Raw genomic sequence first — 21,324 nt, 5'->3', positions numbered from 1 at the left:
TCGCATGATGATCTCCTCTGTGTAAGGTCGCGCCCCTCTGCGGGGCTGCGCCTGCTGGTGGGTGGTCTGCGGTCCGCGGCCTCGCGACGACGCGACGTCATGGCGACACGCCAAGATTTGATCGTTCAACTCCCGGACACCCGACCATGATGTCACTTGAACGATCCAACCGCAATAGGCTACGGACGACGAGTCCAGACGAGTCCAGAGGGGGACCGCCCCATGAGCGAGAAGCCGGTGCGGGCGCGGCACGCGACGATCTCCGACGTCGCCCGGACCGCCGGCGTCTCCCGCCAGACCGTCTCCAATGTCATCAACGCCCCCCAGACCGTGCGCGCCGAGACCCGCGCCCGCGTCGAGGCCGCTATCGAGCAGTTGCGCTACCGCCCCAACGCCTCGGCGCGCCGCCTGCGCACCCGGCGATCGGCGACCATCGCCATCCGAGCCGAGGAGCAGGCCGGAGGCGTCTCCGGGACGATCTACGACCGTTTCCTCCACGCCCTGGCCATGGAGGCCGGGCACCGGGGGCGCCGGATCCTCCTCTTCGCCGCGGAGGACGCCAGCCACGAGATCCAGCAGTACCGCTCCCTGTCCTACGGCGATGACGTCGACGCCCTGGTCCTCACCGGAACCAGCCACACGGATGCGCGTATCGACTGGCTGGTCGACCACCGCGTACCCTTCGTGTCCTTCGGGAGGCCGTGGAGCCGCCCCCGGCTCGACGACCCCCTGGTGCCCTGGGTCGACGTCGACGGAGCGGCCGGGGTCCGCCTGGCCACCGAGCATCTGTGGGACCGCGGATGTCGCCGCATCGCCTTCGCGGGATGGCCGAGCCCCTCGGGCACGGGCGACGACCGCCGGAGCGGCTGGGAGCAGGCGATGCGGCGACGCGGCTGGGCGGAGGACGGCCTCGTGGCCCTGCGGGCGGACGCCCCCGAGGACATCGGCGCCGCCGCCCGGGCCGTCAGCCGCCTCATCGACGGCCTGGGGCCGGACGCGCCCGACGCCTTCGTGTGCGCCTCGGACACCCTGGCCCTCGGGACGCTCCTGGGAGGCGGCCGCGGGCATCCCGTCATCGGCTTCGACGACACGCCGGTGGCGGCCTCGCAAGGGTTCTCCAGCGTCGCCCAGCCGTTGGACCACGTCGCCCGCGCCGTCCTCGACCTCGTCGACTCGCTCACCGCGCCCGAGGAGGACGCCGGCGCCGGGGATCCCGCCGCCCGGCATGTCCTGCTCGCCCCGCGCCTCGTCGTGCGCGACGAGGCCGCGCCCACGGCTTCTAGACTGTGGTCATGACCCAGGCCACGGACAGCGGCGACGACGCGCCCCACGGGCGTCCGGAGGACGGGTCGCGCGCGTCTGACTCGGCGGTGTCCGCCTGGCTGTCCCCCGCGCGCCGGTGGGACCTCACCCGGACCGCCCTGAGCGGGGCCGGACTGCTGCTGGTGGTCCTCGCGGCGGTCGCACGGGGCGCGTGGATGAGCGGCGCCAGCGACATCCCGATGTCCGCGCTCTGCTTCGGGGCGACGGCGGTGCTGGTCCTCATCGCCGTCCAGGGCGGGTCGCTGGCCTACGTCACGGGGCGCTGGAGGGCGCTCGGCGGCTGGGCGGCCGGCGGCGTCGTCGTGGTGGCGCTGGTGCTGGTCGCCCTCAACACGCTGTCCGGACGCCCCCCCGACTCCGTCAGCATCCCCGTTCCGCGCCTCGTCGTGCTGGTGGCGGGCGTGCTCCTGGTCGTCATCGGGGCCTCGCGCAACTCCGACACGGTCCATGAGCGCGACGCCTCCGGCGACGACTGGTTCGTCGTCACCGGCCGCGTCCTGCGCGCCACGCAGTTCTGGAACGACGAGCAGGCCCACGAGCAGATGCGCCGCGCCCGCGCCGAGTTCGACCACGCGCAGGCCCGCCGCGCCCAGGGCAGCGACCCGCTCACGCCTCGGGAGCACTTCGGCTCGCCCGAGCAGTACGCCGCCTCGCTGACCTCCCGCCCGAGCACCGCCGCCGATCCGGTCCGGGCCGGGCGCTGGTATTACCTGATCTCCGCCATCGTCCTGGGCGTGTGGGCCCTGTGGCGGACCTACTCGGCGGGCATGTCCTGGCTGGCCGTCGTCCTGTTCTTCTTCGCGGTCGTGGCGGCGGCCATGTTCGTGTGGGCGTCCCTGCGCTCGCGCCGCCACTGAGAGCCCCGCGCCCGAGACCTCCGGCCGGCGGACCGGGCCGATCCTGTTCCCGGATGGCCCGAACGCCTATCGTGGAGGCATGCTCTTCGCCTTCTCGATCGCCCCGGCCACATCCCCCCATCCTGACGGCTCGATGGCCGACGTCGTCGCGCGCGCCGTCGACGTCATCCAGAAGTCGGGCCTGCCCCAGCAGACCACGTCGATGTTCACCATCGTCGAGGGCGAGTGGGACGAGGTCATGCCCGTCATCAAGGACGCCTGCGAGGCCGTCGCCGAGGTCTCCCCCCGCGTGTCGCTCGTCCTCAAGGCCGACCTGCGCCCAGGGCGCACCGGCGAGCTCACGGGGAAGGTCGAGCGTCTCGACGAGCAGCTCCGCGAGCTGAACTCCTGACCTCGTCACCCCCGTCGGGCGCATTCCAGCCCGTCGGCTCGCCCGTCGCCGGAAGGGGTCTCCGATGAACGCGGACACGCCCGGGGCCGGCCGGTTCGCCCCCTCGCCGTCGGGAGACCTGCACCTGGGGAACCTGCGCACCGCGATCCTGGCGTGGACCTGGGCGCGGCGGACGGGGCGGCGTTTCGTCCTGCGGGTCGAGGACATCGACCGCGTGCGCCCCGGCGCCGCCGAACGCCAGCTCGCGGACCTGGCCGAGATCGGCCTGGACTGGGACGGGCCCGTGCTCGTCCAGTCGACGCGCCATCAGGCCCACGAGGACGCCCTCGACCGGCTGCGCCGGGCCGGGCTGCTCTTCGAGTGCTACTGCTCGCGCGCCGACATCCGCCGGGCGACGGCCGCCCCGCACACCCCTCCCGGGCACTATCCCGGCACGTGCCTCGACCTGACGGAGCCCGAGCGCGCACGCAGGCGGGCCGAGCTGGCCGCCCGCGGCCGCGCTCCGGCCCTGCGGCTGCGCGCCCCCGTCTCCGAGTGGACGATCCACGACGAGCTCCATGGGGAGGTGACCGGCCCCGTCGACCATTTCGTCGTCCGACGCGGCGACGGAGCGCCCGCCTACAACCTTGCCGTCGTGGTCGACGACGGTTTCCAGCGGGTCGACCAGGTGACGCGCGCCGACGACCTCCTGTTCGAGGCGCCCGCCCAGGCGTGCCTGGCCACGCTGCTCGGCATCCCGCCGCCCGGCTACGTCCACGTTCCGCTGGCGGTGAGTCCCGCCGGCGCGCGACTGGCCAAGCGCGACGGCGCCGTCACCCTGTTCGACCTGCGCGGGCTCGGATGGAGCGCGGCGGACGCGGTCGGATGGATCGGCCGGTCGCTGGGGGTGCGGGGCGCGCGCACCGCCGCCGACATCGCGGAAGCGCTGGACGTGCCGGCCCTGCGGGCGCTGCCGCTCGCGCCGTGGGTCGTCGATCCTCCCGCGGCCCCTCCGCCGTCGGCCCCCCGGGCGTGACGCCCGGTCGGACGCCCGACCGGGCTGGGTGTCACTCCTCGTCCTCGTGGGAGTCCTGGAAGAGCGTGGCGGAGGCGACGCCGGGCACCTCGGAAAGCTCGGCGACGAGGTCGCGCAGGGGCAGCCCGCCGGTGAACCGGACGACGACCTCGACGCTGGGCGGATCGCTGTCGCGGCGCTGGCGTGTGGACAGGACAGCGGACTGGAACCCCATCTCGGTGGCGGCGGTCAGGATGCGCCGCAGGGTGCCCGACCGGTCCGGATAGGTCAGCCGCACCAGGAGGTCGCGGTCACGGGTCGGCATCCTGTGTGCCAGCGGGCCGATCACCATGAGGACCAGCAGGTACAGGGCGGTGGCGACGGCGGCCAGGGGGACCATCCGCGCCCCGCATGCCATTCCGATCGCCGCGGCGACCCAGATGCCCGCCGCCGTGGTGAGGCCGCGCACGGCATCGCGGTTGACGAAGATGACTCCGGCGCCCAGGAATCCGATGCCGCTGACGACCTGGGCGGCCACCCGCATGGCGTCTCCGGAGGGGGAGACGCCGCCCGCCGCATCCCACGGATGCAGGCCGACGATCGTGAACAGGCAGGCGCCCATCCCCACCAGCGCGTGGGTGCGGACGCCGGCGGCCTTCTGGTGGTACTGACGTTCGAGGCCCATCAGGCTGCACAGCAGGGCCGCCGAGGCGACGCGCGCCGCCTCCGAGCCGAGCACCGACCAGTCCATCGCCGCCTCCTCACGATCCCTCCAGGATCGCACGTTTCGGACGCGGCGGTCGGAGATCCGCCCCCCTGACCGGACCCTGATCTCTCCCTGATCGCGGGCCTCTCGCCGGGCCGTACGGCGGGTGTCCCGCTATCGTGGCGGCGATGAGCATTTCGACCGGTCCCCGCGACGTCGGCCCGCAGCGCGGCGCAGACGTCACCCCGGCGTTCCCCCAGGCGAGCGCCGGCCGCGCCCAGGACGAGGGCGGCCCGACCCAGGACGGCGGCCACCGGATCCGCCGCATCGTGGGGCGCATCCGCCGGTTCATCGACGCGCGGGGGCGCGCCACGGCACTGGTCCTCAAATGGGCGGTCGCCCTGGCGGGCGTGGCCGTGATCTGCGCAGGCGTCGTCATGCTGGTCGTCCCGGGCCCGGGGATCGTCACGATCCTCGCAGGCGTCGCCATCCTCGGGGTCCTCTCACCCCGCCTGGAGCGCCTCCTCTACCGGTTCATCGGCTGGGCGCAACGGGAATGGGAGCGGCTCAAGACCCGATGGGCGTCGTCCCGGGCGCGTGCGGACCGGGTGGGCTGAGGGCGCGCGGCGCGGTCCGGCCCGCAGGACGCAGGGGTTGACTCTGACATGATGTCAGGGTGTCGACTGAGGCCATGGACGAGCCCGAGGACCAGCTCCTGCGCATCGGCGTCTTCTCCACGCTGTCCCGGATCAGCGTGCGGATGCTGCGCCACTATCAGGACCGCGGCTTGCTGGCCCCCGCATGGGTGGACCCGGTGACCGGGTACCGCTTCTATGCGGCCGGCCAGCTCGCCGACGCGCAGATGATCACCGTCATGCGCGACGCCGGCATGGGGCTCGCCCCCATGTCGGAGCTCCTGGCCGGACGCGCAGATCCGGCCACCGTCCGCAGGCTCGTCGCCGAGCACCGCGCCCGGCTCGAATCCGACCGCGCGGCCATCGCCGCCCGGTCCGCGGCGCTCGACCTGATCGAGCCCGCCATCGCCCGCACCCTCAGAGAGGACACCACCGTGACCGCCGACGTGCGTCTGCAGACCCTGCCCGCCATGACCGTCGCCTCCCTTCGCGGGATGCTCCCCAGCTACGCCGACGAAGGGCAGCTGTGGGAGCGCCTCATGCCCCTGGCCGCCCGGTCCGGCGCCAGGTTCCCCGCCGCCCCCGTGTCGGGCGCGACCTTCCACGACCCGGACTACCGCGACAGCGACGCCGATGTCGAGATCTGGATGGAGGCCGAGAGGCCCTTCTCCCCCGTCCCCCCTCTCGCCTGCGAGGAGTGGCCGGAACGCGAGGTCGTCATGGCGACCCTGCGCGGGAGCTACGACGGGATCTCGGAGGTCATGGAGGCGCTGGGCGCCCACATCGCCGAGCACCGCCTTGAGACCGGGCCGATGTTCAACATCTACCGCGTGGGTCCCGCGACGGACCCCGATCCCGCCCACTGGGTCACCGACGTCTGCGTCCCCGTCGTGCGGCGCTGACCCTCGCCTCCCTCAGGGCCGCTACCGCCGGGAGGCCCTCCAGCCCGCGACCCACTGCGCGACGGCGCCGGCCAGCGCCTCGGAGGCGAGAGGCCCGCCGTGGCCCTCGTCCTCGATGACGCGCAGGTCCGCCTCCGGCCACGCCCGGGCGAGCATCCACGGCGTGTCCACGGGCCCTGAGATGTCGCGGCGCCCGTGCGCGAGGACGCCGGGGATGCCGACCAGGCCGACCGCCGCCACACGGTCGAGGATGGGAGGCGGCTCCGGTGCGGCAGCGCGCGGCGCCCTCGTCCCCCGCATGAAGCCGTCCGCCGCCCAGTAGTGCGTGGTGAGCGTGCAGAAGTTCAGACGGTCCTCCTCGTCGACGCGCAGCGGCCCCGGGGCCCAGCGAGGGTCCAGGCGCACATGGGTCGTCTCCCACCGGTCCCAGGCGTCCGCCGCGCGGCGCCGATCGGCCGCCGACTCAGCGGACCGCCCGGTGTCGGAGAACCGGCGGGCATACCTGGCCACCACGCGGTCGCCCTCGTCGATGGGGCCCTCCCCGGGTGCCCGATGGATCCCGACCCCGGCCGCGAAGCGCGCCCATTCCTCGGGGAAGATCCGTCCCACGCCCTCGGTGATCCAGTCGACCTCGCGGCGGCTGGTCGTCGTCACCGCCATGAGGGCGACGCCGAGGACGCGGTCGGGGTGGTCCAACGCGTAGGCGAGCGCCAGCGTCGAGCCCCACGAGACGCCGTGGACGATCCATGCCTCGATGCCGAGGTGCTCGCGGACGGCTTCGATGTCGGCGATGAGACGCGCCGTCGTGTGGGCGGCCAGCGTCTCGGGATGGTCGGACGCATGCGGGACGGACCGCCCGCACCCGCGCTGGTCGATCCCGACGACCAGATGGTCCCCCAGGGCGAACCGGCGCCGGTACCCGCCACGGCCCAGCGTGCCCCCGGGCCCGCCGTGCAGGTATAGCAGCGGGACTCCCCGCGGGTTCCCGCTCGTCTCCCAGTAGATCCGCGCCCCGTCGTCCATGGGGAGCAGCCCCGTCGCGAAGGGGGCGGGAGGCGCGCCGGGGGCCGGCGAGGGCCCGCCGGAGGCTTCGTCAGGGGGTGGCATGCCGCCAGCGTAGGCGGTGGCGCCCATTGACGAGGGCGGCGCCACGGTGCCGGGCAGGGCCGGGCGCGGAGCTGTTGGACGCAGAGCGGCAGGGATCCGGGGCGCGTCATCACGTCCGGACATGCAGAACCCCCGCCGGTGGATCGCACCGACAGGGGCCGCCGCGCGCCCGAAGGGACTCGAACCCCCAACCTTCTGATCCGTAGTCAGATGCTCTATCCATTGAGCTACGGGCGCATTGTCTTTCGACAAGGACTCACTGTAGCCGAGCGTCACGGAGAGGACAAACCACGTGATGGGCAATCGATCACAGGGCCGGCCGGGGTGGTGAGCCTGCGAGCGCGAGCAGCGCGAAATGCCCATGGGCGCCGTCACACTCGGGGCATGACGATGAAGCAGCGCCGCCATGACGCTCGCCCTCTCCGTCCTCTCCGCGTATGCGAGGGTATGCCACGGGCGGCCGCGGGAATGAACCGGACGATCCGCAACGCCTCCCGCCAGACCGTGTGGGAGGGCGTGAGGTCGGCGCAGACGCGTTGGGCTCGCATTCCCCGGGTCGGGGCGTGTGCGTTCTGCCTGATGCTCGCCTCCCGCGGCGCGGTCTACTACTGGGACACGGTGACCAAGACCAAGCCGGGCAGCGCTACCACGACTCGTGCCATTGCCAGGGCCGTGAGATCCTCGACGATTCTCAGGTCCCGGAGATCGTCACCCAGTTGCAGGCGAAGTGGCGCACCACGAAGGTGGCCGTCGGCGAGGTGTGGCGTGACGGGAAACGCCACCTGAGTCTCGACCAGTGGCTGGAGACGATCCAGGATGAGCGCGAAGCGGACCGCCAAGCCCGCAACCTCGTGCAACGGCTCACGGAGCTCGACGAGGGCATCGCCGTCGACCCCGCGAAGCTGTGGAAGCATGTGGCGGTCGCTGATCAAGGGGGAAGAAGAGGAGGCCATCTCGCGTCGAGCGCACAAGCGTTGGCCGACGAGATCACAGCGTCACGAGAGCCGGTCATCAAGGCCCCCAAGACGTTCTTCCCGGACGTGCCCGACGACGTTCTCCACGAGCCGCTCGGCGACGACACCCATGGCGCGATCCGAGCTGTCCTCGATGATCCGGTGGAGCGCGTCTGGCTCGGACCACGGGCAGGCTTCCAGATCGCCGGAGACGTCGACGGTCCACAGGGCGGTCGAATCCGACTCACGGTGATCGTCAACCGGGCGCCGCGCTCGTCCTCCACCCGGTGGCGGGTCGTCACGGCCTATCCGGCCTCCGGAGACGGCGTCGTCATGGTGACGCCCTCGGGTGAAGTGCGAGACGTCCCACTCGCTGACAACGGCGATAGGATCGATTCATGAGCGTTGCCGTCCTGGACGAGATCGCGACCGCCACGGGCGGCCGGGTCGCCCCTGTGCGTGAAGGGATCGGCGAGGACTGGGTCGACAACTGGGAGCCAATCTTGGACCAGGTCGTCGAAGAGGAGATCGCGCTGCCCGAAGATCTCCGGGTTCGCCTCGCCGCGGAGATCGCCGAGTACCTCGACGCCTGGGCGGACTACGACGACGACGAGTTGATGCTGTGGCGCGCCCGCGAGAACTTCCCGAAGTTCCTGGCGATGGAGCCAAAGATCCCGGATCCCCGGCAGAAGATCCCAGAATCAGCCTGAACGACGCACATACCGGCCGACAGCCCCGACCACCAAACGGTGATCGGGGCTTCGCCATGCCCACCGAGTTTCCACCACACCGCCCGCGCTCGCGGGTGCAGCGGCTGACGACGTCCTCTCTGCGTACGCAGAAGTGGGCCCCACGGCTCACCAAAGGTGGCAGGTTCCGGCCGTTCGCGCGAGCACCGCCAACCGACCAGCAGAAGGCCCCGCATCCAGGCGGAGAGCATCGGACATCCTGTCGGCGCGACTCGGCCCAGGTGCCGCCCGCCCCGGCCACTGGCCGGCCGCTGCCATGGGGGACGACCACGACCAGCGCCCGGGAGCAGCCCCCGCGAGCGACTCCTCTACACTGCAAGGCCATGGCAGGAACCCCTACTTCGATCCCCTCGACCTCGTCCCCGGCTCCATCCGTGACGCCCCCCGCGCCTTCTCCCCAGGCACCGCCCCGCGCGCCCAAACGGCCGGGGCGCTCCCGTTCCTTCCACGGCGAATCCTTCGCCGATCCCTGGGAGTGGCTGCGCGACAAGTCGGATCCCGAGGTCCTGGCGCATCTCACCGCCGAGAACGCCTGGACCGACCGGGTGAGCGCGCCGACCTGGCGGCTTCAGCGCCGCATCGTCGGAGAACTCCATCGGCACACCGTCGAGACCGACGTCACGGTGCCGGTGCGCCTCGGGGACTTCTGGTACTACGACCGCACCACCGAGGGCCGGTCCTACGCCGCCCACTACCGTGTCCCCGTCCGAACCGCCCCCTCGAGCGCCGCCTCCGTTCACTCCTCCTCCCAGCCCGACCCTGCGCCCGCCCCTCGGCCTGAGCCGGGCCTCCCCCTGCCCGGCGAGCAGCTCCTGGTCGATGAGAACCGCGAGGCCGAGGGCCGGGATTTCTTCGCCCTCGCCGACCTCGCCCCCAGCCCCGACGGGTCCCTGATCGCCTGGTCCCGGGATCTCAGCGGGGACGAGCGATGGACCATCGTCGTCCAGGACGCCGCCACCGGTGAGGTCGTCGACGACACCGTCCAGGGCGCCGGCCAGGGCCTGGCGTGGTCCGCCGACTCCCAGACCCTGCTCTATGCGCGCGTCGACGACGCCTGGCGGCAGAACCAGGTGTGGACGCACCGCGTGGGAAGCGACCCGGCCGGGGACCGCCTGCTCCTCCAGGAGGACGACGAGCACTTCGAGCTGTGGTTCGAGCCCGCCCGCGATCCCCGCTGGGTCCCGATCCATGCGGTCTCCACCACCACCTCCGAGGCCTGGCTGTGGTCCACCGGCCGTCCCGGCGCCGTCCCCGCCCCCGTCACCGGGCGCACGCCGGGCGTCCTGGTCAACGTCGAGCCCGCCGGGGACCACCTGGTCATCGTCCACACCGCGACCTCGCGCGAGGGCACGCTGGCCGTCGCCCCGCTGCCCCGGGCCCTCGCCGATTCCGCCGGCCCGGTCCGCGCGCCGTTCGCGCCTCCCTCGTCCTGGGTCTCTCTGCGGGAGGCGGACGAGGGCGAGCGGATCCTGTGGGCGGAGGCCTACCGGACCTTCCTGCTGCTCACCCTGCGCAGCGGAGGCCTCACCCAGGTCGAGGTCCGGACCCGCCAGACCCCGGCCGCGGGCCCCGACGACCCCCTGCCCGCGCGGGACCTGGCCGATGTGTGGGGCCCCGCGCGGCTCGTCGGCACCGACCACGCGGTCCGCACGATCTCGACCGCCGGCGGGCCGCGTTTCGAGGACGCGACCGCCCGCGTCGAAGTCGAGTCGATCACCCGGCCGCCGCGGATCATCGAGGTCGACCCCGCCACCGGCGCCCGCACGGTGCTGCGGACCCTCGACGTGCCGGCGTGGGAGCCCGGCGATTACGCCGAGGAACGCGTGTGGGTGGCCGCTCGCGACGGCCGCACCCGCATCCCCGTGACCCTGGTGCACCGCCGCGACGCAGAACCCGACGGCACCGCCCCCGGATGGCTCTATGGCTACGGCGCCTACGAGGTGAGCATCGACCCGGAGTTCTCCGCCCTCCGCCTGCCCCTGCTGGAGCGCGGCGTCACCTACGCGATCGCCCACGTCCGTGGCGGCGGGGAGATGGGCCGCGCGTGGTACGAGGACGGCAGACTGGCACTCAAACGCCACACCTTCGAGGACTTCGTGGACGTCGCCCGCTGGATGGTCGACGCTGGATGGGCGGCGCCCGGCCGGTTGGTCGCCGAGGGGCGCTCGGCGGGCGGGCTGCTCATGGGGGCGGCCGCCAACATGGCGCCTGATCTGTTCCGGGTGGTGTTGGCTGGCGTGCCCTTCGTCGACGCGCTCACGACGATCCTCGACCCCTCGCTGCCGCTGACGGCCGGGGAATGGGAGGAGTGGGGCAACCCCATCGAGGACCCGGAGATCTACCGGGCGATGCGCGCCTACACCCCGTATGAGAACGTGCGCGACGGCGCCGAGTACCCCGCCGTGTTCGCGACGACCTCCCTCAACGACACGCGCGTGTTCTTCGTGGAGCCCGCCAAATGGATCCAGCGCCTGCGCGAGGCGACCTCGGGGGATCCGGAGGCCCGTCCGATCGCGCTGCGCGCCGAGATGGTGGCCGGCCACGCAGGCAGATCCGGGCGCTACGGCCGGTGGGAGTCACGCGCCGAGGAGTACGCCTTCGCCCTGGGCCAAGTGGGCGCGGGCCAGGAGCCGGCGCTCATGTGAGGGACGAGGGCGGGGCCGGACGCCGCCGGCCCCCGGAGCGCGGGCGATCAGTCCGGAGCGACGACCTCGCTGAGGACCCGGACCAGTTCACGGGCGCTCTCCAGCGAGAGCTCGATGTGGTGGTCCTCGTTGCCCAGGAAAACCCACTCGACGGGCGATCCCAGGCTGGCGTGACGGACCACCTCGAGCGGGATCTCGAGGGTGGAGGTCACGAACCTTCCCCCCGCGTCCTCAGAGGACAGGCGGACGAGAGCGTCGACCGCCGGGATGACCTGGTCGACTGTCATACGCTTACCGGCCAACTCATTGATCGGCGCGTCAGACCACGCGGACGTCGACTCTGTCAACATAATGGGACACTCCTGAATCACACAGTGCGCAGGGACGACGGATTGCCTCCCTGATCGGCGGCGGCCGGCTCTCCCGTCTCCCGGGCGTTCCGGCTGTTTCCCCGTTCTCACCGCCCGATCAAGGCTAGGCCGCACTCCGCCGATCGAACAGGTCTGAGTTCTTGTACACTCGGCCCTGCGGCGGGCACGACCGGTCCGCCGGTGGGAGGCGAACATGGACAACCACCTGTCTGTCGTGGTCGTCGACGACCACGAGATCGTCGGCCTGGGGCTCAAGAAGGTCCTCGAGGACCAGGACCCCCGTTACCGCGTCACCTCCTACCCGGCCATCGACCAGATGGAGCTCCCCGAGCCTCCCGTGGTCGTCGTCCTCGACCTGCGCCTGGCCGACGGCTCCACCCCCGTGTCGAACCTCGCGACCCTGCGACAGGCGGCTGTCCCGGTCATCATCTACACCTCCGGCGACAACCCCGTCCTCGTCCGCGAGGCGATCGCGGCGGGGGCGCTCGCCATCGTGCGGAAGTCCGCGCCGCTGAGCGAGCTCGTCGAAGCCCTGGACGCCGCCGCGGAGGGCCGCACCTCCGCGGGCATCGACTGGGCCGCCGCCCTGGACGCCGATGAGGACTTCGTCTCCCAGCACCTCACCCCCACCGAGGCGACGGTCCTGGCCCACTACGCTTCCGGTGAGACATCGGACGTCGTCGCCCGCGAGCTCTCGATGTCGAAGAACACGATCAACACCTACGTCTCCCGGATCCGGGACAAGTACCGGGCGGCGGGGCGACGCGCCGATTCCCGGGTCGACCTGTTCAAGCGCGCTGCCGAGGACGGCCTGGTCAGCTACTTCGACCACGACCAATGACCGGGGCCTCGCCAGCCTCCCCGCCCGAGTGTGCGCTCCGAACGGCGTCTGACCGCTACTCCACGGCGGTCCGCCGCGTCATCTACGCCGTCGCCGGCGTCGCGGAGCTGAGCTTCCTCGCCGTCTCATGGACGCCCTTCACCCGGCTGGCGGACGCCGTCGGCCAGTCGGCCACGCTGGCCGCCTTCGCCCCGCTGGTCGTGGCGCTGCCCACCGCGGGCATCCTCGCGACCGCGGCCCTCCTCGGCGATCTTCCGTGGCGGGAGAAGGAGCCCGCCTCCGCCTTCCCGCGCAGGCTCGACCGGGTCGGCCTGCTCCTGGTCCGCGCCGCCTGCCTGTGGTACTTCGCGGTTCTGGCGATCGCAGCCGCGGGAGCCGTCGATCCCTCCCGGACCCTCATGCAGGTGGTGGACGATCAGGTCCCCCTGATGGGCCAGTACTTCCCACTGGCACTGCTCCTCCCAGGCCTCCTCCCCCGTCGAGCCTCCTATGCCTCGACGACGCTCCCCGTGGTCGTCTTCCTCGCGGGGACCGCCTTGTCCGGCTCGCGCGATCCTGTGATCTGGGACCACGGCCCGTACTACCTCCTCTTCAACGTCATGTACATGGCATGGACCGACTGGGTCCTCCGCCAAGCCCAGGCCCTGGACCGCGATCGGTCGGAGCGGCGCAGGCGGGAAAGGGAGGTCGCCCGCCTGCGCGCCGTCACCGGGGCACGCCAGCAACGCGACGCCTTCGTCCACGACCACGTGCTGTCCGCCCTGGTCCCCGCCGCCACCAGGATCGCGGACGGCCCCACCCTGGCCGAAGCGGCACGCGTCGCCCTCGACGCCCTCGACGACGTCATGGCCACGCCCATTCCCTCCACTCCCGCGCAAGTGTTCGCGTCGATCCGTGTCTATGCGGCCGGAACCGGACTCGACGTCGTGGCCGACTCGCAGGTCCACAGCGACACCCCCCTGCCCGCGGACGTCGGGAACGCCATGATCGGCGCCGCCGAGGAAGCGCTGCGCAACGGCGTGCGCCACGCCCGCGGCCTTGACGGGCGCCCGCTGACCATCCGCCTGACGATGAGCGCCGACGAGGCCGGTGTGCGGGTGAGCGTGGCCGACAACGGGCCGGGATTCGACCCGACGCTCATCCCGGACGGGCACTTCGGGATCCGCCGATCGATCATCGCCCGTATCGAACAGATCGGGGGCGTGGCGAAGGTGCGCTCCGCCCCCGGCGAGGGGACCGTCATCGACCTGTCGTGGAAGCCTGAGGAGACGCCCTCGTCCCCGGGGGGCCGCCGCCCGATCCTGGCCTTCCACACGGCGCTGCCCACGGACAGCCGCTACTCCGCCCAGGCTCCGGTGGCCCGCCTGATCGGCGTGTACGCGATCCTCCTCCAAGTGCTGATCGCCTGGCACGTGGCCGAGGACTACACGGACATCCGCGTCGTCATCGTGGCGCTGGCGCTCCAGGCGATGGCCGGCGCGCTCTGCCTGTTCCCGTGGACGGCGGCCCAGATGCCGAGGTGGGCGGTGGCGACCGCGGCGGCGGTCGCGGCCGCCACGCCGATCATGGTCTTCACGCAGCTCCCCTCTGGCGATTGGCCGGCATGGGCGCCCTGGGTGGGGGCCACCGGTTCCGTCCTGCTGTGCGGGGTCCTCACCCTGCGCCAGCGCATGACCGCCGCGTGGGCCGCCTGGGCGCTCCGCCTGGCGGGCACCGCGGTATGGGCGCACCTGACCGGAATCCCGGTGGCGCCGACCGTGCTGTCGCTGTCCGCCTCCCACACCTTCTCCCTGTTCCTGTGGGGGATCGCGACCGTCTGGTCGGCGCGGGTCAGCCGTCTCATCGCCGACGAGCAGCGCCGCGCCCTGGAGCTGGACGCCACACGCGACACCCAGCAGGAGATCCGCGAGATCATGGATCGTTCCCTCGTCCACATCGACGAGCGCGCGCGGCCCGTGCTCTGCGCCATCGCCGCGGAGTCCGGGCGGGGCCGCCTCACGGAGACCACCCACCTGCGCGCCCGCCTGCTGGAGTCGGAGCTGCGCGACGAGATCCGGGCGCCTCTCTTCACGGGGACCGCTGTGGCCGTCGAGGCCGCCGCCGCCCGGCGGCGCGGAGTCGACGTCGTGCTGCTCGACGACTCCGGCGCCTCCGGCCTGTCCTCCCCGGCGCGCGACCGCATCGTCGACCGGGCCGCGGAGCAGCTGAAGGCCGCCACCGAGGGCCGCGTCATCGTCCGCGTCTTCCCGCCGGGACGCCCCCTGCTGGCCACGATCGTCGCCAACGGCGACCGAATGAGCATTGAAGCCGATGCCCCCCCCCCCCCCGCTGGACAGGCCGGACTCGCGGGCGACCGGACGAACCGGCCGGCATCGCCGCCGGCACCGGGGAACCCACGGGGGGCGCGGATTGACCCCGCGGCTCAGCGAGGCTGACGACACCGAGGGCCGCCAGACGGACGCCGAGCCGCGGGTCCGACGCGAGGCAGGACCGGCCTCACAGATCCTCCAGCTCACCCAGGCTCCGCGCCGCCTCATGGGCGATGGACAGCGCGATCTCGTCGACGCCGTCGGACAGGCCCGGGGTGCACCAGCGCCGCAGCGCCAGCTTCGCCAGCCGGTCCGCCGCGTCGTTGAGCACGGTGGGAGCGGACGCAAGGCGCCTCGTGTGGGCGCGCACCCACCGCAGGGTCGTCGCCAGTCCCGCACGGCGGCGCTGGTCGATCAGCTCGGCAACCTGGCGGACCTCACGGGCCAACGCGGTCCCCGGGCTCCTCGCCTGGGCACAGCAACGCGTTGACCAGGCCGAGCGCTCGTCGCGAGTCCGTCCACGCCACGACGGGGACATCCGGATGGTCCCCGAGGGCCATGCCCAGTCCGCGCAACTCGGCCGAGACGATCCCGCCCGCGCACACTCCGAGACGGAACATGCCCTCCGAGGTGAAGTACCCCCATGACGCGCCGCGACGAGGATTGCGCGCCCCGTCGGAGGCGATCTGGAGGGGGCCGCCGGCGGCCTCGTCGTCCTCCAGCGCCCCGGCCCGACTGCCGGGAGAAGGCCGTCCACTCCCGCCGAGACTCCACCTCGGCGATGACGCGTCGGAACTCCCTGGCCTGGACCCGCAGACACGCCGCCGACAGGCACACGACGAGCGGATCCTGCCCACATCGACCGTGCCCACTGCCGCCTCCCTCCCCGCGGCCCATGCTACGGTCCCCCGCCGGAGCAGGCAGCGCGAGGCAGACGCCGCGTCGGGCCTGCCGGGAGCGGCCGGGGCATCCCGCAGCGCCGCCCTCGTCGGGCGTCTCAGACCCCGAGGAAGTCCCGCCACCGCGGGAGCTCGCGCTGCGCCTGGTCCCATCCGGCCCGGTAGGTGGACTCCAGGCGGTCCAAGCGGGTCTCCGTGTTGGCGATCGTGAGGTGCTCAGGGACGAACACCTGGGCGCGTCCCTCGCGTTCGAGCTCGAAGAGCCGGGCCCTCGTCGCGTTGTACCGCTCGGGGCGGCGGGCGACGCCCTCGACGATGGAGGGCAGGGCAGGGAAACGTCGGCGGAGCAGACGCAGCAGTCCCCGGCTGGCGGGCTTCTTCACGTAGCCGCGCGGGCGGGTGAGGACCACCAGGAACCTCTCGTATCCGGCGATCTCGGCGGCGTCCAGGGGAATGCCCCCGTCATCGCCCAACGCCCCGTCGACATAGATCTCGCCGTCGATGACGACCGGGGGCATGAGGATCGGCAGCGTCGACGAGGCGCGCACCGTCGCGCCCACGGCGGCGATGTCGGGCATGTCGCGCTTGGTGAACCAGACGCGCCTGCCCCGCGTCGCGTTGAAGGAGCCGACGCGGATCTCCGCGGGATCGGCGCGGAAGGTCTCCCAGTCCAGGGGCAGCGAGCATCCCGGATAGCCCGACTGCTCGTAGATGTAGTGGGCGTTGAAGTAGCCGTCGCCACGCAGGAAGGACCGGATCCCTCCGAACTGCGGGTCCTCGACCAGGTCGACGAACGAGTGCTTCGCCCGTGCGGGGTCGCGTGAGACGTAGTTGACCGTGTTGGAGGATCCCGCCGAGATCCCGGCGACGAAGTCGGCGTGGATCCCCGCCTCCAGCAGTGTGGCGACCACCGGCGCCGTATAGGCGGCGCGCATGCCGCCGCCCTCGAAGATGAGTGCCGTGTCGTGGACGTTCGTCGTCAGCGCATGGGGTGTCGTGGCCTCTGCCATCGGGTGATCTGCCTCCTCCGGGAGCCGGGCGCGCGTCCCGGCCCGTATCGCCGCGACGCCGCCGTGATCAGGGTATCGCCTCGAGCCGTCACGCAGTTCGGGCCGCGGGCGCCCGTGGACGGGACCCGGCGGCCGCGGGCGGCGCGCGGATACCCTTGGGCCCATGACGATCACCGCAGCGGTCGACGGATCCGCGCTGGGCAACCCGGGGCCCGGGGGCTGGGCCTGGGTGGTGGACGCCGGCTGCTGGGACGCCGGCGGGTGGCCCCGGGCGACCAACAACCTCGGCGAGCTCACGGCCGTCCTCGAGCTCCTGCGGGCCACGGCCGCCGCCGGGCGCGCCGACGAGCCGCTCCACGTGCTGGCGGACTCCCAGTACGCCATCAATGTCATCACGAAATGGCGCCACGGGTGGAGGAAGCGGGGCTGGCAGAAGGCCGACAAGAAGCCCATCGCCAACCTGGAGACCATCCAGGCCATCGACCGCGAGATCGCGGGGCGCGCCGTGACCTTCGAGTGGGTCCGCGGCCATGCCGGCCATCCCCTCAACGAGATGGCCGACGACCGCGCCCGCGGCGCCGCCGAGGCCATCCAGGCCGGGCGCCCCGCGCCCTCCGGACCGGGGTTCTCCGGCGCCCGGTCCCTCGCGCCCTCCCCCATCGGCGACGGAAGCGGCAGCGACGGCCTCGCCGATGGCGGCGATGGCCGCGACCGAGACGACCGGTCCGCCCTGGTCCTCGCCGCGGAGAAGCGTTTCCTCCGCGCGTGGATCGCAGGGGATGAACGAGGCCTGGCGGACCTGGCCGCGCCGGGCTCCCGGCGCGGCTGGCCGGACGGCACGGTGCGGGAGGGGCTCGCGGGTCCGGCTCCCGCGGCGCCGCGCATCGGACGCATCGCCGCGGCGCCGGCAGGACCCGGAACCTGGCTGACCACGTACACGATGCGCTGGGAGGGCGGGGCGTCCCTCGAGTCCAGCGTGTGGGCGCCCGCAGACGCAGATGGCTCCGCGGCCCCGCCGGCGCCGGAGGACGGCGGGCCTCGCCTGCTCTGGCACCAGTCGACGCTGCGACGCTGAGCGGCGCCCGGACGGCCGGCGCCTGCGCACGCGCCTCCCCGGGGACGGCAACCGTCGCGGCTACGCTGGCCCCGTGCGAACGACGACCTACATCCAGCACTCCTGCACCGTCCACGAGCACCGCTTCGACGTCCCGCTGGATCATGCGCTGCCGGTGGGAGGCGGCAACCCGGCGATCGAGGTCTTCGCCCGCGAGATCATCCGTCCGGGCGGCGAGGCGCTCCCCCACCTCGTCTTCATGCAGGGAGGTCCCGGCGGCCGGAGCCCTCGCCCCGGCGACTTCCGCGACGACTGGATCGGCCGGGCGCTGCGCGACTACCGCGTGGTCCTCCTGGACCAGCGGGGGACCGGCCAGTCGACCCGGCTCGATGCCGCCGCCGTGGACGCCCTCGTCCTGCTCAGCCGCGGCGGACGGGACGGCGCGGCCGCGGCGCCCGTGGGCCCGACCGACCGCGAGCGCGCGCGGGTCCTCTCCCTGTTCCGTCAGGACCAGATCGTGCGCGACGCGGAACTGGTGCGCCGTGAGCTCGCGGGCGACCGGCCGTGGACCAGTCTGGGGCAGAGCTTCGGAGGGTTCATCAACACCTGCTATCTCTCCCTGGCGCCGGAGGGGCTGGCGGGCGTCGTCTGCACGGGCGGACTGCCCGGGCTCGCCCCCATCGACACGATCTACCGCCTGACCTACGAGCGCACGGCCGCGCGCAACCGCGCCTACCTGGCCCGGCACCCCGCGGACGAGCGCACCATCCGCGAGGTCGCCGCGCATCTGCGCGACACCGAGGAGTTCCTGCCCACCGGGGAGCGCCTGTCCGCCGCCCGTTTCCGGATGATCGGCATGGGGCTCGGGATGACGACGCGCTTCGACGTGCTCCACTACCTGTTGGAGGGGCCCTGGGTGCGTCCCGCGGTCTCCGGGGGGCGGAGGCGCCTGTCCTCGGAGTTCCTCCGCGAGGTCGGCGCCCTGGTGTCGATGGAACCGCTGTACGGCGTCCTCCAGGAGTTCATCTACGCGGGCGCCACCCCGCAGCTCGCGGGCCGCGCCACCGACTGGGCGGCCGAGCGGCTGGCGGCCGACCTGCCCGGGTTCCGCGCCGACGCCGATCCCCTCGACTCCGCCGAGCCCTATTGGCTGACGGGCGAGCACATGCCGCGCGCGTTCTTCCGCGAGGACCCGGCTCTGGCGCCCTTGGCCGGCGCCACCGACGAGCTCGCGCACATGACCGGCGTGCCGCCCGTGTATCTGCCGGACGTCCTGCGCGACGCCTCCGTCCCCGTGGCCGCCGCGGTCTACGTGGACGACATGTTCGTGCCGCTTGAGCTCTCCCTGGACACGGCCGCGACGATCCGGGGCGCTCGAACCTGGGTGACGAACGAGTACCAGCACGACGGCCTGCGCGCCTCCGGCGGGGCCGTGCTGGACCATCTGCTGGCTCTCCTGGAGGACTGAGGACGGGACGCTGAGAACACGCCCATGAGAAGGACGGCATGGTGAGGATCGCATCGGGTCTGGCGCATGCGCTGAGGGCCTGGGCCGCCCGGGAGGTGCCCGGCCCCCGCACGCGACAGGCCCGCCGGACGTATGCCCTGTTCGCCGGGACCGCCGCCGGCCTCGCGGTGGGCACCGACCAGACCGTCCTCGCCAGCATCCCTCCCGGCGACCGCGGGCTCGTGGCGACCGTCGTGTCTCTGCTCGCCATCTCTCCGCTGGTGATCGCCGTGTTGGCGTGCGTGGCCATGGCGGTCTCCGTCCTGTCCCGTTCCGGGGGGCCGGCCTCCCCCGTCCCGCCCGACGAGGACGTCCCCGGCCTGTCGGCGATGGACTGGATGACGACGGCCGCGACGGCCGCTTTCGTCATCGTGGACCTCGCGATCGTCGCCGCGGTTCCCGTGGCCGTCGGACGGCCGTTGGGAGAGGAGGCCCAGGACTCCCTCCGCAGCATGGTCTCCACGGCGGCCATGGTCGGCGTCCTCCTGGGGCCGCTGACTTTGCCTCCCGCAGCGCGCAAGGCTCTCGCGGGAGTCCAGGCCGCGGCGCTGCTGATCAGCCTGTCGGCGATGAGCGGGCGGATCTGGCCGGAGGGCCTGGAGGTGTCCGCGGCGCTCCTGTCGACCTCGCTCTTCTTCGTCGCGGGGATCGGCTGGCTCCTCACCCGGTCGCAGGACCTGGACCGGGCCCACGGCGAGGAGCGGCGCCAGAGGAGGGCCCTGGCCCACGAGGAGGCCCGCGAACGGGCCCGCAACCAGGTCGACGACTTCATCCACGACCACATCCTGTCCGCCCTGCTGCCTCTGGCCAGTGAGCTCGCCGACGACGCCCTGGTCCGGAGCGCCGCATGGGACGCCCTGCGTTCGCTCGAGGAGGGGCCGGCCGACGGAGACGCCTCGCCGGTCACGAGGGTGCGGACGGCGCGCCGAGGCGGCCCCCGATCCGGAGAGGCGCAGACCTCGGCGGCCTCGACGAGCGGGTGGCACGACGAGGGTGTCCAGGCCCCCGCTGACCGGAGTCCGGCCGCCTGGAGCCTCGACCTTCCCGTCTCCATGGAGACGCCCACCGTCCGGCGCCTCGGGGTCCTGCTGATCGCCGTGTCCGTCCTCCACGCGTGGGTGGCGGGCGACTTCTACCTCACGATGCTCCCCGTCGCCGCGGCACTCCTGTTCCTCGCCGCAGACATGTGGCTGCTCACCCGGTCATGGCCGGACGCTCGCCTGCCCGCGTGGGCGGCGGTCCTGATCCCGGTGCTGGTCGGCGCCCTCAACCTGGCGTGCCTGTGGGCGATCCCGCCCGGCGGATGGCCCGGCTACGCCTCTTGGTCGCTGGGGGCCGGCGTGACGTTGTGCTGGGGGCTCCTCATGCGCGAGCGCCGTCTCGCGGCGTGGACGGGGTTCGGCCTGCTCGCCGCCACGACCGTCCACTGGGTCCTGGGCACCGGGCAGCCCCTCGCGATGGCGCCCAAGCTGCTCGCCAGCCACCTGATCTCGCTGATCGCGTGGAACCTCATCGCCGAGGGGTCGACCCGCTTCTCGCGGCAGGCCGCCCTCTCGGGCCGCCGCGTCGGGCAGCTGGCCGCCCTGCGCGAGGTCCAGCGCGAGACCGCGAGGCTCACCGCGCTGAGGATGGAGTCCGTGGCCCGCCGGTCACGCCCGCTGCTGGAGAGGATCGTGACCGCGTCCGTGATGACGCCTCAGCTGCGGCTCGAAGCTCGGCTTCTGGAGGCCGAGCTGCGTGACGAGATCCGCGGTCGCCTGTTCACCGGTACCCCCGTGGTCGCCGCCGCGCGGTCTGCCCGGCAGCGGGGGGCCGACGTTGTCCTGGTCGACGACTCCGGCCCGACCGGCCTCGCCCCCACCGAAAGGGAGGCCGTGGTCGCCTGCGCCTGCCGGGCGCTGGAGGCGGTCACGGCGTCGCGGGTCGTCGTGCGCGTCCTGCCTCCGCAACGCCCCCACCTGGCCTCCGTCGCGGTGGATGGCGCCGTCACCGTCCTGCCCCGGAGATCTCCCGCGGCCCCGGCGCCTGCCCGGCCGGCGCCTCCCGCCCGGCCGTGACCCGGTCGTCCGCC

The 21,324-nt window shown here is 73.0% G+C and carries 20 protein-coding genes, 1 tRNA gene and 1 pseudogene; 15 read left to right on the top strand and 7 right to left on the bottom strand.

The window, feature by feature from the left end; all coding sequences use genetic code 11:
• Window positions 1–222: 222 nt before the first annotated feature.
• The 4 genes from ACFQWG_RS12265 (at window position 223) to gluQRS (ending at window position 3,586) form a co-directional block, all read left to right on the top strand.
• On the top strand, window positions 223–1,296 hold the full coding sequence (locus ACFQWG_RS12265; protein WP_380975722.1) for a LacI family DNA-binding transcriptional regulator: 1,074 nt from the start codon (window positions 223–225) through the stop codon (window positions 1,294–1,296).
• Window positions 1,293–2,180, top strand: a complete 888-nt coding sequence (locus tag ACFQWG_RS12260) for a hypothetical protein (RefSeq protein ID WP_380975720.1) — start codon at window positions 1,293–1,295, stop codon at window positions 2,178–2,180. The genes ACFQWG_RS12265 and ACFQWG_RS12260 overlap by 4 nt, the downstream gene beginning before the upstream one ends.
• 79 nt (window positions 2,181–2,259) lie before the next feature.
• Entirely contained in the window at window positions 2,260–2,571 is a 312-nt protein-coding gene (locus ACFQWG_RS12255; protein WP_380975718.1) for a thiamine-binding protein, read from the top strand.
• Window positions 2,572–2,635: 64 nt separating this feature from the next.
• On the top strand, window positions 2,636–3,586 hold the full coding sequence (gene gluQRS, locus ACFQWG_RS12250; protein ID WP_380975716.1) for a tRNA glutamyl-Q(34) synthetase GluQRS: 951 nt from the start codon (window positions 2,636–2,638) through the stop codon (window positions 3,584–3,586).
• Between the two features lie 31 nt (window positions 3,587–3,617).
• Here the strand turns inward: gluQRS and ACFQWG_RS12245 are convergent, their stop codons facing one another.
• Window positions 3,618–4,316: an MgtC/SapB family protein gene (locus ACFQWG_RS12245; RefSeq protein ID WP_380975714.1), complete on the bottom strand. Its 699-nt coding sequence runs from the start codon at window positions 4,314–4,316 to the stop codon at window positions 3,618–3,620.
• Window positions 4,317–4,459: 143 nt separating this feature from the next.
• Between ACFQWG_RS12245 and ACFQWG_RS12240 the strand changes: the two genes are divergently transcribed.
• On the top strand, window positions 4,460–4,888 hold the full coding sequence (locus ACFQWG_RS12240) for a PGPGW domain-containing protein (RefSeq protein WP_380975712.1): 429 nt from the start codon (window positions 4,460–4,462) through the stop codon (window positions 4,886–4,888).
• Window positions 4,889–4,947: 59 nt separating this feature from the next.
• Window positions 4,948–5,808, top strand: a complete 861-nt coding sequence (locus ACFQWG_RS12235; protein ID WP_380975710.1) for a MerR family transcriptional regulator — start codon at window positions 4,948–4,950, stop codon at window positions 5,806–5,808.
• Between the two features lie 21 nt (window positions 5,809–5,829).
• Here the strand turns inward: ACFQWG_RS12235 and ACFQWG_RS12230 are convergent, their stop codons facing one another.
• A complete protein-coding gene (locus ACFQWG_RS12230; protein ID WP_380975708.1) occupies window positions 5,830–6,915 on the bottom strand; it encodes an alpha/beta fold hydrolase in 1,086 nt (361 codons plus the stop codon).
• A gap of 164 nt (window positions 6,916–7,079) precedes the next feature.
• Window positions 7,080–7,152, bottom strand: a tRNA-Arg gene (locus ACFQWG_RS12225).
• Here ACFQWG_RS12225 and ACFQWG_RS14295 point away from each other — a divergent pair.
• The 4 genes and pseudogenes from ACFQWG_RS14295 to ACFQWG_RS12210 all read left to right on the top strand — a co-directional run.
• Window positions 7,126–7,464 (top strand): annotated as a pseudogene (locus ACFQWG_RS14295) (hypothetical protein); the annotation flags it as partial. The gene ACFQWG_RS12225 and the pseudogene ACFQWG_RS14295 sit on opposite strands and share 27 nt — an antisense overlap.
• Window positions 7,465–7,478: 14 nt before the next feature.
• Window positions 7,479–8,270: a hypothetical protein gene (locus tag ACFQWG_RS12220; protein WP_380975706.1), complete on the top strand. Its 792-nt coding sequence runs from the start codon at window positions 7,479–7,481 to the stop codon at window positions 8,268–8,270.
• Window positions 8,267–8,578 (top strand): hypothetical protein, encoded by a 312-nt coding sequence (locus tag ACFQWG_RS12215; RefSeq protein WP_380975704.1) that lies wholly within the window; start codon window positions 8,267–8,269, stop codon window positions 8,576–8,578. The genes ACFQWG_RS12220 and ACFQWG_RS12215 overlap by 4 nt, the downstream gene beginning before the upstream one ends.
• A 362-nt stretch (window positions 8,579–8,940) precedes the next feature.
• The gene (locus ACFQWG_RS12210; RefSeq protein ID WP_380975702.1) at window positions 8,941–11,262 is read left to right on the top strand and encodes a S9 family peptidase; all 2,322 of its coding nucleotides are present in this window, start codon (window positions 8,941–8,943) and stop codon (window positions 11,260–11,262) included.
• A 47-nt stretch (window positions 11,263–11,309) separates the two neighbouring features.
• Here ACFQWG_RS12210 and ACFQWG_RS12205 read toward each other — a convergent pair whose 3' ends face one another.
• Entirely contained in the window at window positions 11,310–11,549 is a 240-nt protein-coding gene (locus ACFQWG_RS12205; RefSeq protein WP_380975700.1) for a hypothetical protein, read from the bottom strand.
• 277 nt (window positions 11,550–11,826) lie between these two features.
• On the opposite strand from ACFQWG_RS12205, the gene ACFQWG_RS12200 reads away from it, so the two are divergent.
• Both ACFQWG_RS12200 and ACFQWG_RS12195 read left to right on the top strand, forming a co-directional pair.
• On the top strand, window positions 11,827–12,474 hold the full coding sequence (locus ACFQWG_RS12200; protein ID WP_380975698.1) for a LuxR C-terminal-related transcriptional regulator: 648 nt from the start codon (window positions 11,827–11,829) through the stop codon (window positions 12,472–12,474).
• Entirely contained in the window at window positions 12,471–14,909 is a 2,439-nt protein-coding gene (locus ACFQWG_RS12195; RefSeq protein ID WP_380975696.1) for a sensor histidine kinase, read from the top strand. The genes ACFQWG_RS12200 and ACFQWG_RS12195 overlap by 4 nt, the downstream gene beginning before the upstream one ends.
• A gap of 61 nt (window positions 14,910–14,970) precedes the next feature.
• Here the strand turns inward: ACFQWG_RS12195 and ACFQWG_RS12190 are convergent, their stop codons facing one another.
• From ACFQWG_RS12190 to ACFQWG_RS12180, 3 genes are all read right to left on the bottom strand, one after another.
• Window positions 14,971–15,231: a hypothetical protein gene (locus ACFQWG_RS12190; protein WP_380975694.1), complete on the bottom strand. Its 261-nt coding sequence runs from the start codon at window positions 15,229–15,231 to the stop codon at window positions 14,971–14,973.
• Window positions 15,221–15,403 (bottom strand): hypothetical protein, encoded by a 183-nt coding sequence (locus ACFQWG_RS12185; protein ID WP_380975692.1) that lies wholly within the window; start codon window positions 15,401–15,403, stop codon window positions 15,221–15,223. Before ACFQWG_RS12185 ends, ACFQWG_RS12190 begins: the two co-directional genes overlap by 11 nt.
• A 377-nt stretch (window positions 15,404–15,780) precedes the next feature.
• Window positions 15,781–16,692 (bottom strand): patatin-like phospholipase family protein, encoded by a 912-nt coding sequence (locus tag ACFQWG_RS12180; protein WP_380975690.1) that lies wholly within the window; start codon window positions 16,690–16,692, stop codon window positions 15,781–15,783.
• Between the two features lie 163 nt (window positions 16,693–16,855).
• On the opposite strand from ACFQWG_RS12180, the gene ACFQWG_RS12175 reads away from it, so the two are divergent.
• The 3 genes from ACFQWG_RS12175 to ACFQWG_RS12165 all read left to right on the top strand — a co-directional run bounded on the left by ACFQWG_RS12175 (window position 16,856) and on the right by ACFQWG_RS12165 (window position 21,310).
• Window positions 16,856–17,767: an RNase H family protein gene (locus ACFQWG_RS12175; protein ID WP_380975688.1), complete on the top strand. Its 912-nt coding sequence runs from the start codon at window positions 16,856–16,858 to the stop codon at window positions 17,765–17,767.
• A 73-nt stretch (window positions 17,768–17,840) separates the two neighbouring features.
• A complete protein-coding gene (locus ACFQWG_RS12170; protein WP_380975686.1) occupies window positions 17,841–19,214 on the top strand; it encodes an alpha/beta fold hydrolase in 1,374 nt (457 codons plus the stop codon).
• 38 nt (window positions 19,215–19,252) lie between these two features.
• On the top strand, window positions 19,253–21,310 hold the full coding sequence (locus tag ACFQWG_RS12165; protein ID WP_380975684.1) for a hypothetical protein: 2,058 nt from the start codon (window positions 19,253–19,255) through the stop codon (window positions 21,308–21,310).
• The last annotated feature ends 14 nt before the right edge of the window (window positions 21,311–21,324 follow it).

This window comes from Schaalia naturae (assembly GCF_042665795.1).
GTDB lineage: Bacteria > Actinomycetota > Actinomycetes > Actinomycetales > Actinomycetaceae > Pauljensenia > Pauljensenia naturae.
Note: the sequence above shows the minus strand (reverse complement) of the source record. Positions and strands in the feature narration are given on the sequence as shown.

Coding starts and splice junctions, on each gene's coding strand:
- ACFQWG_RS12265 (WP_380975722.1), top strand. CDS start 223: ATGAGCGAGAAGCCGGTGCGGGCGCGGCACGCGACGATCTCCGACGTC.
- ACFQWG_RS12260 (WP_380975720.1), top strand. CDS start 1,293: ATGACCCAGGCCACGGACAGCGGCGACGACGCGCCCCACGGGCGTCCG.
- ACFQWG_RS12255 (WP_380975718.1), top strand. CDS start 2,260: ATGCTCTTCGCCTTCTCGATCGCCCCGGCCACATCCCCCCATCCTGAC.
- gluQRS (WP_380975716.1), top strand. CDS start 2,636: ATGAACGCGGACACGCCCGGGGCCGGCCGGTTCGCCCCCTCGCCGTCG.
- ACFQWG_RS12245 (WP_380975714.1), bottom strand. CDS start 4,316: ATGGACTGGTCGGTGCTCGGCTCGGAGGCGGCGCGCGTCGCCTCGGCG.
- ACFQWG_RS12240 (WP_380975712.1), top strand. CDS start 4,460: ATGAGCATTTCGACCGGTCCCCGCGACGTCGGCCCGCAGCGCGGCGCA.
- ACFQWG_RS12230 (WP_380975708.1), bottom strand. CDS start 6,915: ATGCCACCCCCTGACGAAGCCTCCGGCGGGCCCTCGCCGGCCCCCGGC.
- ACFQWG_RS12215 (WP_380975704.1), top strand. CDS start 8,267: ATGAGCGTTGCCGTCCTGGACGAGATCGCGACCGCCACGGGCGGCCGG.
- ACFQWG_RS12210 (WP_380975702.1), top strand. CDS start 8,941: ATGGCAGGAACCCCTACTTCGATCCCCTCGACCTCGTCCCCGGCTCCA.
- ACFQWG_RS12205 (WP_380975700.1), bottom strand. CDS start 11,549: ATGACAGTCGACCAGGTCATCCCGGCGGTCGACGCTCTCGTCCGCCTG.
- ACFQWG_RS12200 (WP_380975698.1), top strand. CDS start 11,827: ATGGACAACCACCTGTCTGTCGTGGTCGTCGACGACCACGAGATCGTC.
- ACFQWG_RS12195 (WP_380975696.1), top strand. CDS start 12,471: ATGACCGGGGCCTCGCCAGCCTCCCCGCCCGAGTGTGCGCTCCGAACG.
- ACFQWG_RS12185 (WP_380975692.1), bottom strand. CDS start 15,403: ATGTTCCGTCTCGGAGTGTGCGCGGGCGGGATCGTCTCGGCCGAGTTG.
- ACFQWG_RS12180 (WP_380975690.1), bottom strand. CDS start 16,692: ATGGCAGAGGCCACGACACCCCATGCGCTGACGACGAACGTCCACGAC.
- ACFQWG_RS12175 (WP_380975688.1), top strand. CDS start 16,856: ATGACGATCACCGCAGCGGTCGACGGATCCGCGCTGGGCAACCCGGGG.
- ACFQWG_RS12165 (WP_380975684.1), top strand. CDS start 19,253: ATGGTGAGGATCGCATCGGGTCTGGCGCATGCGCTGAGGGCCTGGGCC.